The organism is Stenotrophomonas sp. Y6 (assembly GCF_022436665.1).
Taxonomy (GTDB): domain Bacteria; phylum Pseudomonadota; class Gammaproteobacteria; order Xanthomonadales; family Xanthomonadaceae; genus Stenotrophomonas; species Stenotrophomonas acidaminiphila_A.
Map to the genome: position 1 here is coordinate 512,250 of NZ_JAKUKB010000001.1, position 19,096 is coordinate 531,345.

Genomic DNA, 19,096 nt, shown 5'->3' on the forward strand with positions numbered 1-19,096 from the left:
CGGCGGGTCATCCGCCCGGGGTTCCTTCGCGATGCCGCCGTTCACCGCAGACCAGGTACTGGCCATGCGCTGGGAGCCGGACCACGTCCGCCACTTCCGTCCCATGCTGCTGCGCTACTTCCGCCGCCATCTGCAGCACGATGCCGATGCCGAGGACCTGGCGCAGGAGGCGCTGATCCGCCTGGCGCGCTCGCCGACGCGGGTGGACAACGCCGAGGCCTACGTGCTGCGCATCGCCTCCAACCTGCTGCGCGACCGCTTCCGCCGCGACCGCAGCCACCACGCCGGGCAGCACGAGCCACTCGATGCCAGCGTGCACGAGCTGCCCAGTGAGGAGCCGGCCGGGTATCACGTCTACGCAGGCAGGGAGCGGCTGCAGCAGTTCCTGTCGGCGCTGGACGAACTGCCACCGCGCTGCCGCGAGGTATTCCTGCTGCAGCGCTACGAAGGCATGACCTATGCCGCCATCGCGCTGCAACTGCAGGTGAGCGTGAGCGCGGTGGAAAAACACATGATGCGCGCACTGCTGCACCTGCAGTCGCGACTGGCGGACACATGAGCAGACCGGACACTTCCGCCCACGACGGCAGCAACCTCGTGGAGCAACAGGCGACCGCCTGGTTCGTCCGCATGCGTGCCGACGACGCCAGCGAGCGCGACCGCCAGGCCTGGCAGCAATGGCTGCACGCCGACCCGGTGCACCGCACCGCGTATGGCCGCATCGAGGCGTTGTGGTCGTCGCTGGGCGAGTTCGCCACCGCACCCGAGCTCGCGGTGCGCATGCCGCGCCCGCGCATGGCCGCGCGCCGCGCGCCGCGCCGGCGGCGCTGGCCGGTCGCCACGGCAGCGGCGCTGGTGCTGGCCTGCGCCGCCGGCCTGGCGGCCCTGCTGCTGCCGCCGCGCGCTGTCGAAAGCAGCTACCGCACCGCCATCGGCGAGCGCCGTTCGCTGCAGCTCGAGGACGGCACCCGCGTGGACCTGGACGCGGACACGCGGGTGCAGGTGCGCTATGACCCGCGCGGTCGTTCGGTGCGGCTGGACGGTGGCCGCGCGTTTTTCCGCGTGGCACGCGACAGCGAACGCCCGTTCGTGGTGCAGACGGCCGCCGGCAGCGTGCGCGCACTGGGCACCCAGTTCGAGGTCTCGCGGCTCGGCGCGGCCGCCGACGTGACCCTGTACGAGGGCAGCGTCGAGTTGCGTGGAGGCGACGGCGCCGCGCACCCGGCCACGCGGCTGGGCGTGCTGGTCCCGGGACAGCGCGCGCGCATGGCCGCGCAGCGCCTGCAGGTGACGGACGCGGCGGTGGCGGCGGGCTCGGCGCCGGGCTGGCTGTCCGGGCGGCTGGTGTTCAACGACACGCCGCTGCCGGAAGCGGTGGCCGAGTTCGGCCGCTACAGCTTCAAACCGGTGCTGCTGGCCGATCCGGGACTGGCGTCCTACCGCGTCAGCGGCGTGTTCCGCGGCGAGGACGTGGAGGGTTTCATCCAGGCGCTGGGCGAGGTCTACGGCATCCCCGAGCACCACACCGCCGACGGCGCGCATGTGCTCGGCAAGGCCCGCTGAGCGGGCACCAGGCTACGGAATCACACGCCGGGCGCGGGACGACGCAGGATGAACTCGCGGTCGCGGGTGCGGCCGACCGGGAAGTCGTACTCGCCGACCTTGTCGAAGCCGTGGCGGGCGTAGAAGCGCTGCGCACCGAAGTTCTCCGACCACACCCCGATCCACAGCGTGCGCGGGCCGGCGCCCAGCAGCCATTGCTCGGCCGCCGCGAACAGCTTGCCGCCCCAGCCGCCGCCCTGGTGGCCGCGGAGCACGTACAGGCGCTTGAGCTCGCCGTCGCCGGGACGGGCGTCGGCATGTGGCAGGCCGCAGGGGCCGGCGAAGGCGAAGCCGACCGGTTCGCCGCCCACCTCCAGCAGCCAGGCGGCGTAATCGCCCGACTGCAGCTGGCGGCGCTGCAGCTCCGGCGGATAGGCGCTGGCCAGGTAATCGGCCAGGTCCTGCGGCGGGTACAGGTGGCCGAACGTCTCCACGAAGGTACGCTCGGCCAGCGCGCACAGCACGCCGGCGTCGTCGGGCGATGCGCGACGGATGACGCCGGCCATCGGCCGCTCAGCCCTTGGCCGGCTGCGGACGCACCTGCACGTGCACTTCGGCCAGCTGCGCGTCGGCGATCGGCGACGGCGCGTCGGTCATCAGGCACTGCGCGCCGGTGGTCTTCGGGAACGGGATCACGTCGCGGATCGACTCGGTGCCGGCCATCAGTGCGGCGATGCGGTCGATGCCGAAAGCGATGCCACCGTGCGGCGGCGCGCCGTAATTCAGCGCGTCCAGCAGGAAGCCGAACTTGGCGCGCGCTTCCTCGGCGCCGATGCCGAGCAGTTCGAACACCGCGCTCTGCATCTCCGGGCGGTGGATGCGGATCGAACCGCCGCCGATCTCGTTGCCGTTGAGCACCATGTCGTAGCCGCGCGACACCGCGGTGCGGGCATTGGCGCGCAGGTCGGCGACGTCGTCCACCGCCGGCGCGGTGAAGGGGTGATGCAGGGCGACGTAGCGCTGCTCCTCGTCGTCCCACTCGAACATCGGGAAATCGGTGACCCACAGCGGGCGCCAGCCGTCGGCGACCCTGCCGAAGTCCTTGCCGGCCTTCAGCCGCAGCGCGCCCATGAAGTCGGACACCTTGTTGTAGCCACCGGCGCCGAAGAACACGATGTCGCCGTTGCCGGCGCCGACGTGCTTGAGCAGCGCGGCGAAGGCGTCATCGCTGAAGAACTTCTGGATCGGCGAGCTGACCTCGCCGTTGTCGGCGAGCTTGATGTAGGCCAGGCCCTTGGCGCCGTACTTGGCGGCGTGCGCGGCGTACTCGTCGATCTGCTTGCGGCTCAGCGCTGCGCCGCCGGGGATGCGCAGCGCGGCCACGCGGCCGTCGGCGTCGTTGGCCGCGGCGGTGAACACCGCGAACCCGCTGTCCTTGACCAGTGCGGCCACGTCGACCAGTTCCAGGTCGATGCGCAGGTCCGGCTTGTCCGAGCCGTAGCGACGCATCGCCTCGGCCCAGGTCATGCGCGGGAACTGCGCGTCGAGCTCGACGTCGACCACTTCCTTGAAGATCGAACGGATCATGTCCTCGACGAAGTCCTGCACGTCGCGCTCGCGCACGAAGGCGAACTCCATGTCCAGCTGGGTGAATTCCAGCTGGCGGTCGGCGCGCAGCGCCTCGTCGCGGAAGCAGCGCGCGATCTGGTAGTAGCGGTCGAAGCCGGCCACCATCAGGATCTGCTTGAACAGCTGCGGGCTCTGCGGCAGCGCGTAGAACTCGCCCGGGTGCATGCGTGCCGGCACCAGGAAGTCGCGCGCGCCTTCCGGGGTGGCCTTGGTCAGGATCGGGGTCTCGATGTCCTGGAAGCCGCGCGCGTCCAGGTGCCGGCGCAGCGCCTGCACCAGCTTGATGCGGGTGCGCTGCATGCGCTGCATCTCCGGACGGCGCAGATCCAGGTAGCGGTACTTCAGGCGGGTGTCCTCGCCCGGGTTCTCGTGGGCGTGGAACGGCAGCGGCGCGGCCTTGTTGAGCACGGTGATGCGGCTGGCGATCACTTCCACCCTGCCGGTGCGCATCTTGTCGTTGACCGCGTGGCGGGCACGCACGACGCCTTCGACCTGCAGCACGTCTTCGTAGCCCAGCGACGCGGCCACCGCGAACACCTCGGCGTTGTCGATCTCCACCGTCACCTGCACGATGCCCTCGTGGTCGCGCAGATCGATGAAGCACACGCCGCCCTGGTTGCGGGCAACGTCGGTCCAGCCGGCGAGGGTCACGGTTTGGCCGATCAGGGTCTCGTCGACCAGGCCGCAGAAGTGGGTACGCATGGAAAGCTCCGCAGGGGAATACCGGCGCGGGAGGGTGCCGGCTAGCCGGCTATTTTGCGGCCGGCCGGCGAGCGGAGCAAATCCGCGCCGAAGTCACGCCCGCTTAAGCCAGACTCTTCCTATAGTTCGCCCATCCAAACCTGAACAGGGACGCCGCCATGAACCGCCCGCTGCTGCTCGCCGGACTCACCGCCCTCCTGCCCGGCGCCCTGCTCGTCCCCGGCGCCGCGGCGCAGTCGCCCTATGGCAACGGCCCGGGCACCGTGGCGGCGGTGCGCTGCGAGAGCATCAACAACCGCCAGCAGGTCTGCAATACGGGCTGGCGCGACGCCATCATCGTGCGCCAGCTGTCCAGCACCCGCTGCATCGAGGGGCAGAACTGGGGCAGCCGCGACGGCACGGTATGGGTCGGCAATGGCTGCCGCGCCGACTTCGGCCCGGGCCGCGGTGGCTGGAGCAACGGCGGCGGCAACGGCAACTGGGGCGGCAACGGCGACACCATACGCTGCGAGAGCAACGACAACCGCCAACGGGTGTGCAACACCGGCTGGCGCGGCGCGGTGCTGGTGCGCCAGCTGTCCAATACCCAGTGCGTGGAAGGCCGCAACTGGGGCAGTGGCAACGGCAGCGTGTGGGTCGACAATGGCTGCCGCGCCGAGTTCGCCGAAGGCCGTGGCGGCAACTGGGGTGGCGGCTGGGGCGGTGGCAATGCCGGCAACGGCCAGACCATCCGCTGCGAGAGCAACGACAACCGCCAGCGGGTGTGCAACACCGGCTGGCGCGGCGCGGTGCTGGTGCGCCAGCTGTCCAATACCCAGTGCGTGGAAGGTCGCAACTGGGGCAGCGGCAACGGCAGCGTGTGGGTCGACAATGGCTGCCGCGCCGAGTTCGCCGAAGGCCGTGGCGGCAACTGGGGTGGCGGCTGGGGCGGTGGCAACGCCGGCGACGGCCAGACCATCCGCTGCGAGAGCAACGACAACCGCCAGCGCGTGTGCCGCACCGACTGGCGCCGCGCCACGCTGGTACGGCAGTTGTCAAAGTCGCAGTGCATCGAAGGCCACAGCTGGGGCAGCAGCAATGGCGCGGTGTGGGTCAGCGACGGCTGCCGCGCCGAGTTCGCCGAGGGCCGCGGTGGCGGCTGGGGCGGTGGCAACGGTGGCAACTGGGGCGGTTCCAACTACAGCATCGAATGCAGCAGCGAGGACAACCGCATGCGTTCCTGTGCCTGGGAGCGTCGCCAGGGCCGCCCGGTACTGATCCAGCAGCTGTCCCGGACCCAGTGCGTGGAAGGCCGCAACTGGGGCTACAACGGCAACAGCGTATGGGTGAACGGCGGCTGCCGCGCGCGCTTCGGCGCACGCTGAGGGCCGCCATCGGATCGGAACGAAGGGCGCCGGTCAGGCGCCCTTTTCCGTGGCGGCGGCATCGGCGCCCCACGGCGGCGGCGGCGCCGGCAGCGGCCGGGTGAGATCGAACTCGACCTGGAACAGGCGCCCGTCCGGCCGCGAAAGTTCATACAGGAAGCGCCGCCCCGGCTCGATTTCCATCGCCCAGGTGTTGCGCAGCGACCCGGCCAGGCCCTCACGCCCGAACATCGCCACGGACGCGGCGTCTACCGGGAACACCTGCCGCAGCGCGGTACCCGGCTCACGGGTATCGCCGCCGTAGAGGGTGACCTTGTCCGGGCTGCCATCGGCATGGCGGTGGTCGTGCTTGAGCCGCAGGCGATCGCCGACGCGGGTCAGCACCCAGGTCCGCGACCGGTCCTCGCCGACGTGGAACGGCACCCGCAGCTCCTGCGCCGGTGCGTCGCACCCGCGCACGTGCATCACCAGGGCCTGGCCTTCGAAGGGATCGGGCGTGGCGCTGGCCGGCCGGTTGGCCACCACGCGGCCGGCGAACGCCTGCCCGCAATGCTGCGCCAGCGCAGCCAGGAACCCGGCGGCGCCGGTGTCGGCGGCGGGCGCGGCCGGCGCCGCCATCGACGCGACCAGGACGAGCAACAGCGGCAGCAGGGCTGCAGGAAAAGAGCGCTTCATGCCCCGACCCTAGCCGTTGCCTCCGGCGGCGGCAAGCCGTGGCGGCCGCCCGGCGCGGCGGCGGGGCGCGCGGCAACGTTCGGGCGGCCGCGATCCGGCGGGCCTTCACCGGCCTGATGGCGCCCCGCTTGCGCACCATCGTCGCGGGAATCCGCGGCACCCGGGCAACCGCGTCGGCGCGTTGCCCGGACCCGACCTCTCCCCCCTTCGGGTCGGGCGTACCTTCCTGTGCATGGTGTTGCCTTCGCGGGAATGGAAACCGCGGCGGGCGGGATCAGCGTCCTTCCCCGGCCAGCGGGGAACGACCATGAAACCTCACGCCTGGCCGGAGGGCGGCCGCGCGCCGTCGATCAGCACCGGCCGGTCGGCGCCTGCCGGCGGCGGCGCGGGCGGCTGCACCGCCACGTCCGCATCGTGCGCGATGTCCTTGCCCAGCGGATCCACGCTCAGCGGCGCGCGCAGCACCAGCGACGGCAGCAGCGTGTTCAACGCCGCATACAGCAGCAGCGCGCCGTACAGCACCGCCGGGGCGTCGAAGCGTTCGCGCATGATGCCGGCCAGTACCAGGGTGAAGATCAGGGTCGGCGACAACGCCAGCGACACCCGCAGGCTGGACATGAAGCTCTCGCCGAACAGCACCCGCCGCTGCAGCCAGACCACCGCGATGCGCAGCGGCAGCACCACCAGGGTGATCACCACGCCCAGCCCCAGCGCCTCGAAGCTGAGCGCGTCGCCGGGCACCTTGGTGCCGGCATTGAAGAAGTAGAACGGGACGAAGAACGAGGCGAACAGGCGCAGCGCGTGCAGGTTCTCGTGCGAGGCCAGCAGCGGCATGCGCTGCTGCAGCAGGCGCGCGACCAGCCCGGCGATGAAGGCGCCCACCAGGTAGTACACGCCCAGCGAATAGGTGATGTAGGCCGCGAGCAGGCCGACCATCACCAGCAGCGAGAACTCCGAGCCCGGCGCATGCGGCGCCACCCAGCGGCCGAGGCCGACGAACAGCAGCGGCAGGCCGACCATCATCGCCAGCAGCACCAGGCTGGACAGCGCCATGTGCGCGGGATCGCCGGCCTGCAGCACCACGAACAGCGCCGCCAGCGCCAGCAGTTCGCCGGCGATGGCCTTGCTGCTCACCCAGAACCGTTCCGCCTCGTCCAGCCCCAGGCGCGCGAGCGAATCCATGATGAAGCCGGTCGATGGCGTCAGCAGCGCCAGCGCCAGCAACCCCGCCGCCTGCCACTGCAGGCCGCCGTAGCGCCAGCCCAGCCAGGCCACCCCGGCCAGGGTCAGGCTGCGGATCAGCAGGTGTACCAGCAAAGGCCACATGCCGCGCCGCAGGTCCTTCAGGTCCACCTCGAGGCCGGCGAACAGGAACAGCGAGGAGATGCCCAGCGTGGCCAGCAGCCCCACCACCGGGTCGTGCGCGCCATCGCCCAGCCACAGCATCACGCCGATGCCGAACACCAGGCAGGTCAGCGGCGCCGGTACGCAGAAGCGCTGCAGTGCGCGCGGAATCACCAGCAGCGCGAAGATCAACAACAGGTAGACCAGCTCGCGGCTCATGCGCCCGGTTTCCTTTCCCCAACTGGCGCACAGGGTACACGCGGCGCTGCCGCCGGCACACCGCCACGGCTCATCCCAGGTACGTGGCCGCCTGTTCGCCGACCCGGCGCAGGAGGGCGTCGCGCCCCGCGTCGTCCAGCACCGAACCCTGCAGGAAAACGGCCAGCACCCAGGGGCTACCGCCACGCCGCGGCCACAGCACGGCGATGTCGTTGCTGGTGTCGCGGCCGTTGCTGCCGGTCTTGTCGCCCACCCGCCAGCCCGCCGGCAGCCCCGCGCGCAGGCGCGCGTCGCCGGTCTGGTTGTCGATCAGCCAATCGGCCAGTTGCCGGCGCGACGCCGCGTCCAGCGCGTGCCCGAATACGAAACGCTGCAGGTTGCCGGCCATGGCCGCCGGGCTGGTGGTGTCGCGCGGGTCGTCGGCGGCGAAGCGGTTGGCGTCGGGCTCGTAACGCGCGGCGATGGTCACCGCGTCGCCCTGCGCGCGCAGGAACGCGGTCAACCCGGCCGGTCCGTCGACCAGCGGCAACAGCAGGTTGGCCGCGGCGTTGTCGCTGGTGGTCAGCGTCGCCCGGCACAGGTCGCGCACGCCCAGGTCCTTGTCGACATGGCGCGCGCTCACCGGCGAATGGGCGAGCAGGTCCGAGGCCCGCACCGGTACCCGCCGGTCCAGCGAAAGACGGCCCTGCGCGGCCCGGTGCAGGACCGCGGCGACCAGCAGGAACTTGAAGGTGCTGCACATCGGGAAACGCTCGTCCATGCGCTGGCCGAAGCGGGCCCCGCTGGCCGGATGCCACAGGCACACGCCCAGGCGCCCGCCGCTTTCGGCCTCCAGTGCGTCGAAGCCGTGCGTCGCGGGGCTGCGCGCCACCGCGCCGGCGGTGCGGGCCAGTGCGGGGCCGGCGACGATCCCGGCAAGGGCGGCGCCGGCGAGGGCGATGAACGGGCGGCGGGCGATCATGCGGCGCTCCCTGGGCGGGGTGGCCGCGATTATGGAAAGCCGCGCGTGTCGACCACCAGCACGAAAAACCATCGGCAGCCATCAGGTTTATTTGTGGCGACGCCGGAAATTCCGGCCTTGCGTGCGGGAATAATGGCGACACCCATCATTCACCTTCATGGCTCAGGCATGATCCGCCCCCAGCTGCCGCTCAACGCCCTGCGCGCCTTCGAGGCGGCCGCGCGCCACCTCAACTTCACCCGCGCGGCGCTGGAGCTGTGCGTCAGCCAGGCCGCGCTGAGCCACCAGATCCGCACCCTGGAAGACCGCCTGCAGGTCACGCTGTTCCACCGGTTGCCACGCGGGGTGGCGCTCACCGACGAGGGCGCGGCGCTGCAGCCGGTGCTCACCGAGGCGTTCGACCGCATCGCCATCGCCCTGGACCGCTTCGCCGGCGGCCGTTTCCGCGAAGTGCTCACGGTGGGCGTGGTCGGCACCTTCGCCACCGGCTGGCTGCTGCCGCGGCTGGGCGATTTCGAGGCCGCACACCCGGATATCGAACTGCGCCTGCAGACCCACAACAACCGCATCGACCTGGCCGGCGAAGGGCTGGACCTGGCGATCCGCTTCGGCAACGGCGACTGGCAGGGCCAGGCCTGCACGCCGATCCTCGATGCGCCGTTCGCACCGGTCTGCGCGCCCACGCTGGCGCGGCGCCTGCGACAGCCGCGCGACCTGGCGGGGGTGCCGTTGCTGCGCTCCTACCGCAACGATGAATGGCCGTGCTGGCTGCAGGCCGCGGGGGTGGCCGGGGTGGAAGCGCGCGGACCGGTGTTCGATTCCTCGCTGGCCCTGGCCAGCGCCGCCGCGACGGGTGCCGGGGTGGCGCTGCTGCCGCTGCGCATGTTCGAGCAGGACCTGGCCGACGGGCGCCTGCTGCAGCCCTTCGCGCAGACCCTGTCGCTGGGCCGCTACTGGCTCACGCGGCTGCGCTCGCGCGAAGAACGCGAGCCACTGCGGCGCTTCCGCCAGTGGCTGCAGGCGCAGGGCCAGGCATAGCGGCCGACCCGGTGGCCGACCGCGGCGCCTAGTCGAGCAGTTCCATCCACGCCGCTTCGGCCTGCTCCAGCTGCTGCGCGAGCACCTCGCGCTCGCTGCCGAGCCGGCCCATCTTCGCCGCATCGGCGTAGTTGCCCGGGTCGGTCAGCTGGCGGTCGATATCGGCCAGCGCCGCGCCCAGCTGCTCGACCTTCTTCTCGGCCGCCTCCAGCTTGTGCGGGTTGACCGGCTTCTTCGCCGGCACCGGCGGCGCGGCCGCCGGCGCAGGCGCCGGTTCGGCCGGCTTTGCGCCCTTGTCGGCGCGGTCGGCCTTGCTGCGCGCGCCCTGCGCGCTGGCGCGGGTGCGCAGCCACGCGGCGTACTCGTCGAGGTCGCCGGCGAACGGCTCGACCACGCCGTCGGCCACGCGCCAGAAGGTGTCGCAGACCAGGCCGATCAGGTGGCGGTCGTGCGAGACCATGACGATGGCGCCCTCGAACACGCTCAAGGCCTCGGCCAGCGCCTCGCGCATTTCAAGATCGAGGTGGTTGGTCGGCTCGTCGAGCAGCAGCACGTTGGGCTGCTGCCAGGCGATCAGCGCCAGCGCCAGGCGCGCGCGCTCGCCGCCGGAGAAACCGTCCACCGGCTCGAACGCGCGGTCGCCGGGGAAGTTCCACTTGCCGAGGAAGTCGCGGAAGTTCTGGTTGACGCCGTCCGGGTCGATCTCGCGGAAGTGGTCCATCGGCGTGGCGCCCTCGCGCAGCGACTCCACCGTGTGCTGGGCGAAGTAGCCGATCTTCATGTCCGGGTGCGCGCTGCGCTCGCCGGCCAGCGGCGGCAGGTCGCCCACCAAGGTCTTGACCAGGGTGGTCTTGCCGGCGCCGTTCGGGCCGAGCAGGCCCACGCGCTGGCCCGCCTCCAGGCCGAAGCCGACATCCTTCAGGATCACCGCGTCCTGGCCGTAGCCGGCCGCGACGTGGTTCAGGCGGATCAGCGAGAACGGCAGCTTGGCCGGCTCGGAGAACTCGATGCGGAATTCGCGCTCGGCGCGCACCGCCTCGGTACCGGTCATCTTGGCCAGGCGCTTCATGCGGCTCTGCGCCTGGGTGGCCTTGCTGGCCTGCGCCTTGAAGCGGTCGATGAAGCTCTGCAGGTGGGCGCGCTCGGCCTGTTCCTTTTCGTGCGCGATCTGCTGCTGGCGCAGGTGTTCGGCGCGCTGGCGCTCGAAATCGGTGTAACCGCCGGTGTACAGCCGCGCGCTGCCGCCGTGCAAGTGCAGAGTGTGGGTGGCGACGTTGTCGAGGAATTCGCGGTCGTGCGAGATCAGCAGCAGCGTGCCCGGGTACTTGAGCAGCCACTGTTCCAGCCAGTACACCGCGTCCAGGTCGAGGTGGTTGGTGGGTTCGTCGAGCAGCAGCAGGTCGCTGGGCATCATCAGCGCGCGCGCCAGGTTCAGGCGCGCGCGCCAGCCGCCGGAGAACGCCGCCACCGGGCGGGCGTGGGTCTCGGCCGGGAAGCCCAGGCCGTGCAGCAGCCTGCCGGCGCGCGCCTCGGCGTCGTACGCGCCCAGCTCGGCCATCTTCTGGTGCGCGTCGGCGACCGCTTCCCAGTCCTCGCGCGCGGTCGCCGCGGCTTCCTCGGCCAGCACCGCGGCCACCACGTCGTCGCCGCCGAGCACGAAGTCGATGGCGCGGTCGGGCAGCGCCGGGGTTTCCTGGGCCACGTCGGCGATGCGGATCTTGCCCGGCAGTGACACGTCCCCCTTGTCGGCTTCCAGCTCGCCGCGCACCGCGGCGAACAGGCTGGACTTGCCGGCGCCGTTGCGCCCCACCACGCCCACGCGGTAGCCGGCATGCAGGGTGAGGTCGACGTTGGACAACAGCAGGCGCTCGCCCCGGCGCAGGGCGAAATTACGAAGGGAAATCATGAGGAGGTCCGTTATAACGAAACGGAATGTGCACCTAAGCAACATTCCTGCGACGCGATTCTAGCGTTAACGAATACTTGACTGACGCTTCCCGCGCACGGATCACCCCGCGGGTCGCCCTCCCCCGCCACCGCCCGCGCCGCGCATTCCGGTCGAAATGCTTTCAAAAGCAACGATATAGGCAGGCGCCGCGGCATTTGACACAACGTAAAAATTCCATTAACCCATGATGGCGCACCGCACCACCCCCACCGTGACGGACCTACCGTCGCCGCAGGTGCCGCCCCTTCATACCGGAGCTGCAAACAGATGAACCGCAAGTCCAGTACGCTCGCCGTTGCCGTTGCCGTCGCCATCGCCCTCGGCCTCCCGGTTGCCCCCGCCTTCGCCCAGTCCGGCGCGCAGACGCTCGACACCGTGATCGTCACCGGTACCCGCGTGGCCGACCGCACCGTGGCCGAATCGCAGTCGCCGATCGACATCATCACCCCCGAGGTCCTGCAGGCCACCGGCTCGACCGAGCTGGCCACCGCGCTGTCGCGCGCCCTGCCCTCGCTCAACTTCCCGCGCCCGGCGCTGACCGACGGCACCAGCGGGGTGCGTCCGGCGCAGCTGCGCGGGCTGTCGCCGGACCAGGTACTGATCCTGGTCAACGGCAAGCGCCGGCACCTGTCCGGCCAGCTCAACGTCAACGGCAGCATGGGCCGCGGCTCCTCGGCCGTGGACCTGAACACCATCCCGGTGGCGGCGATCGAGCGCGTGGAAGTGCTGCGCGACGGCGCCTCGGCCCAGTACGGCTCGGACGCCATCGCCGGGGTGGTCAACATCGTGCTCAAGGGCGCCGGCAAGGGCGGCAGCCTGGCGCTGGACCTGGGCCAGTACTCGGCCGGCGACGGTACCCAGTACCAGCTCTCCGGCGATACCGGCGTCAGCTTCGCCGACGGCCGCGGCACGGTGCATTTCGCCGGCCAGCTCTCGCACCAGGACCGCACCAACCGCGCCGGCCCGTTCAACGCCTACGGCCTGCCGGGCAACCCGACGCCGAACACCGGCAACTACCCGGGCGTGGGCGTGAAGGCGTTCGTGGTCGGCGACCCGGAAGTGGACACCCGCGCCGTGTCGGCCAATGCCGGCTTCGACTTCAGCGACAGCCTGCATGGCTACGCCACGGCCATCGCCAGCAACCGCGACATCACCTCGTTCGCGTTCTACCGCTCGCGCAACCACAACGCCGCGACCAAGCTGCTCTACCCGGACGGCTTCGTCCCGGAGATCAACCAGTACCTCAAGGACCGTTCGCTGGTCGCCGGCCTGAAGGGCAGCAGCGAAGGCGGGCTCAACTGGGACGTGAGCTACAACTACGGCTACAGCCGCATCGATTTCGCCACCGACAACACGATGAACTACGCGCTGGGCGCCACCAGCCCCACCCGCTTCCGTGACGGCGCGCTGGAATACACCCACAACATCGTCAATGCCGATTTCTCGCAGGCGCTGGACTGGGGCCTGGCCTACCCGGTGACGCTGTCCTTCGGCGCCGAGTACCGCCAGGAGAAGTGGAACCAGTCGCCGGGCGAACCGAATTCCTATTTCGGCAGCGGCGCGCAGGGTTTCGGCGGCTTCACCCCGATCAACGCGGTGCACGCCGACCGCCACAACTACGCGCTGTACGCCGGCCTCGAAGCCGACCTGACCGACAGGCTGTCGGCCGGCGCCACCGTGCGCTACGAGGACTACTCGGATTTCGGCAGCAAGACCTCGGGCAAGCTGTCGGCCCGCTATGCGTTCACCGACACCGTGGCGCTGCGCGCCACCGTTTCCAACGGCTTCCGCGCACCTTCGCTGGCGCAGCAGAGCTACCAGGTCATCACCAGCAACTACTCCAACGGCGTGTTCGTCGAGTCGGGCACCTTCCCGGCCACCAGCGTCGTGGCGCAGGCGCTGGGTTCCAGGCCGCTGCAGGCGGAAACCTCCACCTCCTACAGCCTGGGCCTGGTGCTGCAGCCGGCCGAGCGCCTGTACCTGACCGTCGATGCGTTCCAGATCGACATCGACGACCGCATCCTGCTGTCGTCCACCATCAACACCAACCCGGCGACCAACGCCCTGCTGACCTCGCTGGGGATCAACAACGTCACCGCCTTCCGCTACTTCAACAACGCCGCCAATACCCGCACCCGCGGCGTGGACGTGGTCGGCAGCTACAACATCCCGCTGGCCGCCAGCGCCCTGGACCTGACCGCCAGCTACAGCTACAACACCACCGAGGTGAAGCGGCTGGCGCCGTCGCCGGCCGTGCTGACCGGGCTGGGCCTGACCACGCCGCTGGTGGGCCGCGACGAGATCGGCCGGCTGGAGGACGCCTTCCCGCGTGACAAGGCCATCGTCGGCGGCACCTGGAGCGCGGACCGCTGGAGCGTGGGCCTCAACGCCACCCGCTATGGCCGCTTCACCGTGCGCCAGACCAACCCGGCGTTCGACCAGAGCTACGACCCGCAGTGGGTGCTGGACGTGTCGGCCAGCTTCAAGCCGAGCGCGCAGTGGACGCTGACCGTGGGTGCGGACAACGTGCTCGATTCGCACCCGGACAAGGTCAACCCCGCGTTCACCAGCGTCAACGCCTGGGGCCAGATGCCGTACAGCAACTACGCGCCGGCCGGCTTCAACGGCGCCTATGTCTACGGCCGCATCGGCTACAAGTGGTAAGCGGCGCGCGCGCCTGAGGCGTCGGCAAATGCCCCGGGAAACCGGGGCATTTGCTTTTCCGCGCGCGACACCGTGTATTCCGCGCGGTTTCCTTGTCTGCGCCGGAGGCACCCGTAGAATCGTCCCATCCCCCACCCCTGCGAGTTCCGATGCACCATGACACCGCCCTGATCAACATGATCGCCATCGGCCTGGGCCTGGCCTTCGTGCTTGGCGCCCTGGCCAACCGGCTGCGGCTGTCGCCGCTGGTGGGCTATCTGGTCGCGGGGGTGGTGGTCGGGCCGTTCACGCCGGGCTTCGTCGCCGACCAGGCGCTGGCCAACCAGCTGGCCGAGATCGGGGTGATGCTGCTGATGTTCGGCGTCGGCCTGCATTTCTCGCTCAAGGACCTGATGGCGGTGAAGGCCATCGCCATTCCCGGCGCCATCGGCCAGATCGCGGTGGCCACGGTACTGGGCTGGGGCGTGGCCACGCTGATGGGCTGGCCGCCGCTGCACGGGGTGATCTTCGGCTTCTCGCTGGCCACCGCCTCGACCGTGGTGCTGCTGCGGGCCATGGAGGAACGCCGCCTGCTGGAGACCACCCGCGGCAAGATCGCGGTGGGCTGGCTGATCGTCGAGGACCTGGCCTGCGTGCTGGCGCTGGTGATGATGCCGGTGATCGCCGGGGTGTTCGGCCCCGAGGCGCAGGGCCGCAGCCACAGCCTCGGCAGCGTGCTGGCGTCGATCGGCTGGACCTTCGTGCAGCTGGGCCTTTTCGTGGCGGTGATGCTGCTGGTCGGGCGCCGGGTGATCCCGTGGATCCTGGAGCGCATCGCCGGTACCGGTTCGCGCGAACTGTTCACCCTGGCGGTACTGGCCATCGCGCTGGGCGTGGCATTCGGCGCGGCCGCGCTGTTCGGGGTGTCGTTCGCGCTGGGCGCGTTCTTCGCCGGCATGATGCTCAACGAGTCCGAGCTGAGCCACAAGGCGGCGCACGATTCGCTGCCGCTGCGCGATGCGTTCGCGGTGCTGTTCTTCGTCTCGGTGGGCATGCTGTTCGACCCGATGATCGTGGTCGAGCACCCGTGGCAGGTGCTGGCCACGGTGGCGATCATCATGTTCGGCAAGTCGGCCGCGGCGTTCTTCATCGTGCGCGCGTTCGGCCATTCCAAGGCCACCGCGCTGACCATTTCCGCGTCGCTGGCACAGATCGGCGAGTTCGCCTTCATCATCGCCGGGCTTGGCGTGGCGCTGAAGATCCTGCCCGGCACCGGGCAGTCGCTGGTGCTGGCCGGCGCGCTGGTGTCGATCATGCTCAACCCGCTCGTGTTCGGCCTGCTCGACCGCTGGCAGGCGCGGCACAAGGAAGCCCTGCCGGTGCCGGAAGCACCGGACATCCCGCCCGGGCCGTCGCTGGACCTGCACGACCACGCCATCGTCATCGGCTACGGCCGGGTCGGCAGCACCCTGGCGCAGGTCCTGCGCGACCGCGGCGTGCCGGTGCTGGTGATCGACGACAACCGCGACCATGTCGAGCGCGCGCACGCCGCCGGCATTCCCGGCATCCGCGGCAGCGCCGCCGCCGACCTGGTGCTGGCCGAAGCCCATCCGGAACGCGCCAGCATCGCCATCCTCGCCATCCCGCAGCCGCTGGAGGCCGGCGAAGCGCTGGCCAAGCTGCGCGCGATCAACCCCAACCTGACCCTGCTGGCGCGCGCGCACAGCGATGCCGAGGTCAAGCACCTGCTCGAGCACGGCGCCGACGGCACGGTGCTGGCCGAGCGCGAGCTGGCGCACTCGCTGGCGGAAATGGTCATGGCCACGCCGCCGTACCGGGCGCTGCGCGCGGGCGCCACCGCCCACTGACGGCGCCGCGCCGCCGGGAGCGCTCAGGCCACGCCAGCGACGGCGCCGGGAAGGCGCGCCAGGTAATCGCCCAGCCGTTCGATCGCCTGGCGCACCTTGGCCGGCTGGGTCTGCCGGTGCGGGGTCACCGCCCACACCGGCAGCGCCGGGATGTCCCAGTCAGGCAGCAGCCGCAGCAGCCGGCCGTCGGCCAGCAGCGGCATGACGTCCAGGCTGGTCAGCACCGCCACGCCCAGTCCGGACACGCACAGTTGGCGCACCGCCGGCTGGTTGTGGCTGACCAGGCGCGGATGCGCCGGCACCTGCCGCTCCTGGCCGGAGGCACGGTGCCGCCACGCCAGTCCGGGCACCTGGGCCAGGCCCAGCCATTCGCTGGCCGGCACCTGCAGCGGGTCGGCCGGCGGGCCATGCCGCCGCAGCCAGTCCGGCGCGGCGCAGGCCCAGCGCTGCAGGGTCCCCAGCGGCTGCGCCATCCAGTCGCTGTCCGGCAACCGGCCGAAGCGCAGCGCCAGGTCGATGCGGGCCTGCACCAGGTCGGTCCAGCCATCCTCGAAATGCAGGTGCAGCCGCAGCTGCGGGTGGTCGCGCAGCCACGCCCCCAGTGCCGGCCCGACATGGTCGGCCATGCCCAGCGGCGCGGACAGGCGCAATTCGCCGCTGGGCGCATGGCGCGCCGCCGACAGCTCGGCCGCGGCCTCGCCGGCGGCATCCAGCAGGCGCGCGCAGGCCGCGTAGTAGCGGCCGCCGACGTCGGTCAGCGACAGCTGCCGGGTCGAACGGTGCAGCAGCGCCACGCCGGCCTCCTGTTCGAGCGCGCGCACCTGCTGGCTGATCGCCGACGTACTCATGCCCAGCGCCCGCGCCGCGGCGCTCATCGAGCCGTGCTGGACCACCTGCGCGAACAGCGCCATGCGCCTGAGATTCTCCACGGCCCCCTCCTGCCGCCGCGCCATCGTGAAGCGTGGCTTCAAGGTGATTGTGGGCCCCGGGGACTGCCGCCGCCACCACGCCGGGAGGACACTGTGGGCCTGCCATCCACACGAGGAATCGCCATGAACGTCGCCCTGATCGGTGCCACCGGCTTCGTTGGCCGCGCCCTGCTCGAGGAACTGCTGGCGCGTAGCCACGCGGTCACCGCGCTGGCCCGCCACCCGGAAAAACTCGCCGCGCGCGACCGCCTGCGCGTGGTCCGTGCCGACGTGCAGGACCCCGCGCAGGTGCAGGCCGCGGTGGCCGGCAGCGACGCGGTGCTCAGCGCCTACAACGCCGGCTGGGACAACCCGGACATCTACCACGACTTCATGCAGGGCTCGCGCGCGATCGTCGCCGGCACCAAGGCCGCCGGGGTCAAGCGCTACCTGGTGGTGGGCGGCGCCGGCAGCCTGTACACCGCCGACGGCGTGCAGCTGGTGGACACGCCGGATTTCCCGCCGGCGTTCCATGACGGCGCCCGCGCCGCGCGCGACGCGCTGGAGGACCTGAAGGGCGAATCCGCACTGGACTGGACCTTCCTCAGCCCGCCGGTGGGCTTCCACGCCGGTGGCCCGACCGCGCGCACCGGCCGCTACCGCACCGGCAGCGACACCCCGCTGATGGCCGCCGACGGCCCCGCCACCATCAGCCCGGCCGACCTGGCCGTGGCCGTGGTCGACGAACTGGAACAGCCGCGGCACCTGCGCCAGCGCTTCACCATCGCCTGGTGACGCCGCCTGCGCGATGCACGGCGGCGAGGCAACGCCGCCGGTGGACCCGGCGCGCTTCGGCACCGCCGGAGCCCGCGCGGATCACCGCGCTCAGGCCTGCGCCAGCGCCTGTTCCAGGTCGGCCAGCAGGTCGTCGATGTGCTCGATGCCGACCGACAGCCGCACCGTGTCCAGCGTCACCCCGGCCTTTTCCAGCTCGGCCGCGTCGAGCTGGCGGTGGGTGGTGGAGGCCGGGTGCGTGGCCAGCGACTTGGCGTCGCCCAGGTTGACCAGCCGGGTGAACAGCTGCAGCGCGTCGAGGAACCGCGCGCCTGCCTCGCGGCCGCCCGGCAGGCCGAAGGTCAGCACCCCCGAGCCGTGCCCGCGCAGGTATTTGCGCACCAGCGCGTGCTCGGGGTGGTCGGGCAGCGCCGCGTAGTTCACCCACGCCACCTTCGGGTGCCGCTGCAGGAAGGCCGCGACCGCCAGCGTGTTGCTGTTGATCCGGTCCATGCGCAGCGCCAGGGTCTCGATGCCCTGCAGGATCTGGAAGGCGTTGAACGGCGAGATCGCCGCGCCGGTGTTGCGCAGCGGCACCACGCGCGCGCGGCCGATGTAGGCGGCCGGCCCCAGCGCCTCGGTGTAGACCACGCCGTGATAGCTCACGTCCGGCGTGTTCAGGCGCGGGAACCGCTGCCGGTGCTCGGCCCAGGGAAAATGCCCCGAATCGACGATCGCCCCGCCCAGGCTGGTGCCATGCCCGCCCAGGTACTTGGTCAGCGAATGCACCACGATGTCGGCGCCGAAATCGAACGGGCGCAGCAGGTACGGCGTGGCCACGGTGTTGTCGACGATCAGCGGCACGCCGTGCGCGTGCGCGATCGCGGCGATGGCCTCGATGTCGGTGATGTTGCCGCGCGGGTTGCCGATGGACTCGACGAACACCGCCTTGGTGCGCTCATCGATCAGCGCCGCGAACGCCTGCGGATCGCGGTAGTCGGCGAAACGGGTCTGGATGCCGAACTGCGGCAGCGTGTGCGCGAACAGGTTGTAGGTACCGCCATACAGCGCGCTGGAGGCCAGGATGTTGTCGCCGGCCTCGGCGATGGTCTGGATCGCGTAGGTGATGGCCGCCTGCCCGGACGCCAGTGCCAGCGCGCCGACGCCACCTTCGAGCGCGGCGATGCGCTGCTCCAGCACGTCGGTGGTGGGGTTCATGATCCGGGTGTAGATGTTGCCCTGCACCTTGAGGTCGAACAGGTCGGCACCGTGCTGGGTGTCGTCGAAGGCATAGGCCACGGTCTGGTAGATCGGCACCGCCACCGCGCGGGTGGTCGGGTCGGGACGGTAGCCGCCGTGCACGGCGATGGTTTCGGGCTTCCAGTTCGGCGCGGACATCACAGGCTCGATGCAGGGGTGGCCCATGACCATAGCCGAGCCGCTGCCGGCCATGGCCGCTGGTTGCAACGGTTACTGCTGAT

At 71.1% G+C, this 19,096-nt stretch carries 15 protein-coding genes; 7 read left to right on the forward strand and 8 right to left on the reverse strand.

The genetic code is table 11. The annotated features are described in order from the left end of the window. The first annotated feature begins 31 nt into the window (after nt 1-31). Together MKP15_RS02325 and MKP15_RS02330 are read left to right on the forward strand one after the other, a co-directional pair. A complete protein-coding gene (locus tag MKP15_RS02325; RefSeq protein WP_158681819.1) occupies nt 32-559 on the forward strand; it encodes a sigma-70 family RNA polymerase sigma factor in 528 nt (175 codons plus the stop codon). Then, complete coding sequence (locus MKP15_RS02330) at nt 556-1,563, forward strand: FecR family protein (protein ID WP_240211654.1); 1,008 nt, start codon at nt 556-558, stop codon at nt 1,561-1,563. The genes MKP15_RS02325 and MKP15_RS02330 overlap by 4 nt, the downstream gene beginning before the upstream one ends. A gap of 20 nt (nt 1,564-1,583) precedes the next feature. Here MKP15_RS02330 and MKP15_RS02335 read toward each other — a convergent pair whose 3' ends face one another. Both MKP15_RS02335 and aspS read right to left on the reverse strand, forming a co-directional pair. Continuing rightward, nucleotides 1,584-2,108 carry a GNAT family N-acetyltransferase gene (locus MKP15_RS02335; RefSeq protein WP_240211655.1) on the reverse strand — a complete coding sequence of 175 codons (525 nt, stop codon included), beginning with the start codon at nt 2,106-2,108 and terminating at the stop codon, nt 1,584-1,586. A gap of 7 nt (nt 2,109-2,115) precedes the next feature. Next, nucleotides 2,116-3,873 carry an aspartate--tRNA ligase gene (aspS, locus tag MKP15_RS02340; RefSeq protein ID WP_240211656.1) on the reverse strand — a complete coding sequence of 586 codons (1,758 nt, stop codon included), beginning with the start codon at nt 3,871-3,873 and terminating at the stop codon, nt 2,116-2,118. A gap of 158 nt (nt 3,874-4,031) precedes the next feature. Here aspS and MKP15_RS02350 point away from each other — a divergent pair, with 158 nt between their 5' ends. Then, on the forward strand, nt 4,032-5,237 hold the full coding sequence (locus MKP15_RS02350; RefSeq protein ID WP_345778717.1) for a DUF3011 domain-containing protein: 1,206 nt from the start codon (nt 4,032-4,034) through the stop codon (nt 5,235-5,237). A 33-nt stretch (nt 5,238-5,270) separates the two neighbouring features. On the opposite strand, the gene MKP15_RS02355 is transcribed toward MKP15_RS02350, so the two are convergent. The 3 genes from MKP15_RS02355 to bla form a co-directional block, all read right to left on the reverse strand. Then, complete coding sequence (locus MKP15_RS02355) at nt 5,271-5,855, reverse strand: hypothetical protein (protein WP_240211718.1); 585 nt, start codon at nt 5,853-5,855, stop codon at nt 5,271-5,273. Between the two features lie 372 nt (nt 5,856-6,227). Beyond that, complete coding sequence (locus MKP15_RS02360; protein ID WP_104938273.1) at nt 6,228-7,475, reverse strand: cation:proton antiporter; 1,248 nt, start codon at nt 7,473-7,475, stop codon at nt 6,228-6,230. A 70-nt stretch (nt 7,476-7,545) separates the two neighbouring features. Next, a complete protein-coding gene (gene bla, locus MKP15_RS02365) occupies nt 7,546-8,436 on the reverse strand; it encodes a class A beta-lactamase (protein ID WP_240211657.1) in 891 nt (296 codons plus the stop codon). Between the two features lie 168 nt (nt 8,437-8,604). On the opposite strand from bla, the gene MKP15_RS02370 reads away from it, so the two are divergent. After that, nucleotides 8,605-9,474 carry a LysR substrate-binding domain-containing protein gene (locus MKP15_RS02370; RefSeq protein ID WP_240211658.1) on the forward strand — a complete coding sequence of 290 codons (870 nt, stop codon included), beginning with the start codon at nt 8,605-8,607 and terminating at the stop codon, nt 9,472-9,474. 28 nt (nt 9,475-9,502) lie between these two features. Here MKP15_RS02370 and MKP15_RS02375 read toward each other — a convergent pair whose 3' ends face one another. After that, nucleotides 9,503-11,380, reverse strand: coding sequence for an ABC-F family ATP-binding cassette domain-containing protein (locus tag MKP15_RS02375; protein ID WP_240211659.1), 1,878 nt, complete (start codon nt 11,378-11,380; stop codon nt 9,503-9,505). Nucleotides 11,381-11,689: 309 nt separating this feature from the next. On the opposite strand from MKP15_RS02375, the gene MKP15_RS02380 reads away from it, so the two are divergent. Beyond that, on the forward strand, nt 11,690-14,086 hold the full coding sequence (locus MKP15_RS02380) for a TonB-dependent receptor (protein ID WP_240211660.1): 2,397 nt from the start codon (nt 11,690-11,692) through the stop codon (nt 14,084-14,086). 149 nt (nt 14,087-14,235) lie between these two features. Continuing rightward, nucleotides 14,236-15,933, forward strand: a complete 1,698-nt coding sequence (gene ybaL, locus MKP15_RS02385) for a YbaL family putative K(+) efflux transporter (protein ID WP_240211661.1) — start codon at nt 14,236-14,238, stop codon at nt 15,931-15,933. Nucleotides 15,934-15,956: 23 nt separating this feature from the next. Here the strand turns inward: ybaL and MKP15_RS02390 are convergent, their stop codons facing one another. After that, complete coding sequence (locus MKP15_RS02390; RefSeq protein WP_240211662.1) at nt 15,957-16,862, reverse strand: LysR family transcriptional regulator; 906 nt, start codon at nt 16,860-16,862, stop codon at nt 15,957-15,959. Nucleotides 16,863-16,985: 123 nt separating this feature from the next. Between MKP15_RS02390 and MKP15_RS02395 the strand changes: the two genes are divergently transcribed. Next, nucleotides 16,986-17,636: an NAD(P)-dependent oxidoreductase gene (locus tag MKP15_RS02395; RefSeq protein WP_240211663.1), complete on the forward strand. Its 651-nt coding sequence runs from the start codon at nt 16,986-16,988 to the stop codon at nt 17,634-17,636. 90 nt (nt 17,637-17,726) lie between these two features. Here the strand turns inward: MKP15_RS02395 and MKP15_RS02400 are convergent, their stop codons facing one another. Further along, entirely contained in the window at nt 17,727-19,013 is a 1,287-nt protein-coding gene (locus MKP15_RS02400; RefSeq protein WP_240211664.1) for an aminotransferase class I/II-fold pyridoxal phosphate-dependent enzyme, read from the reverse strand. Nucleotides 19,014-19,096: the final 83 nt, after the last annotated feature.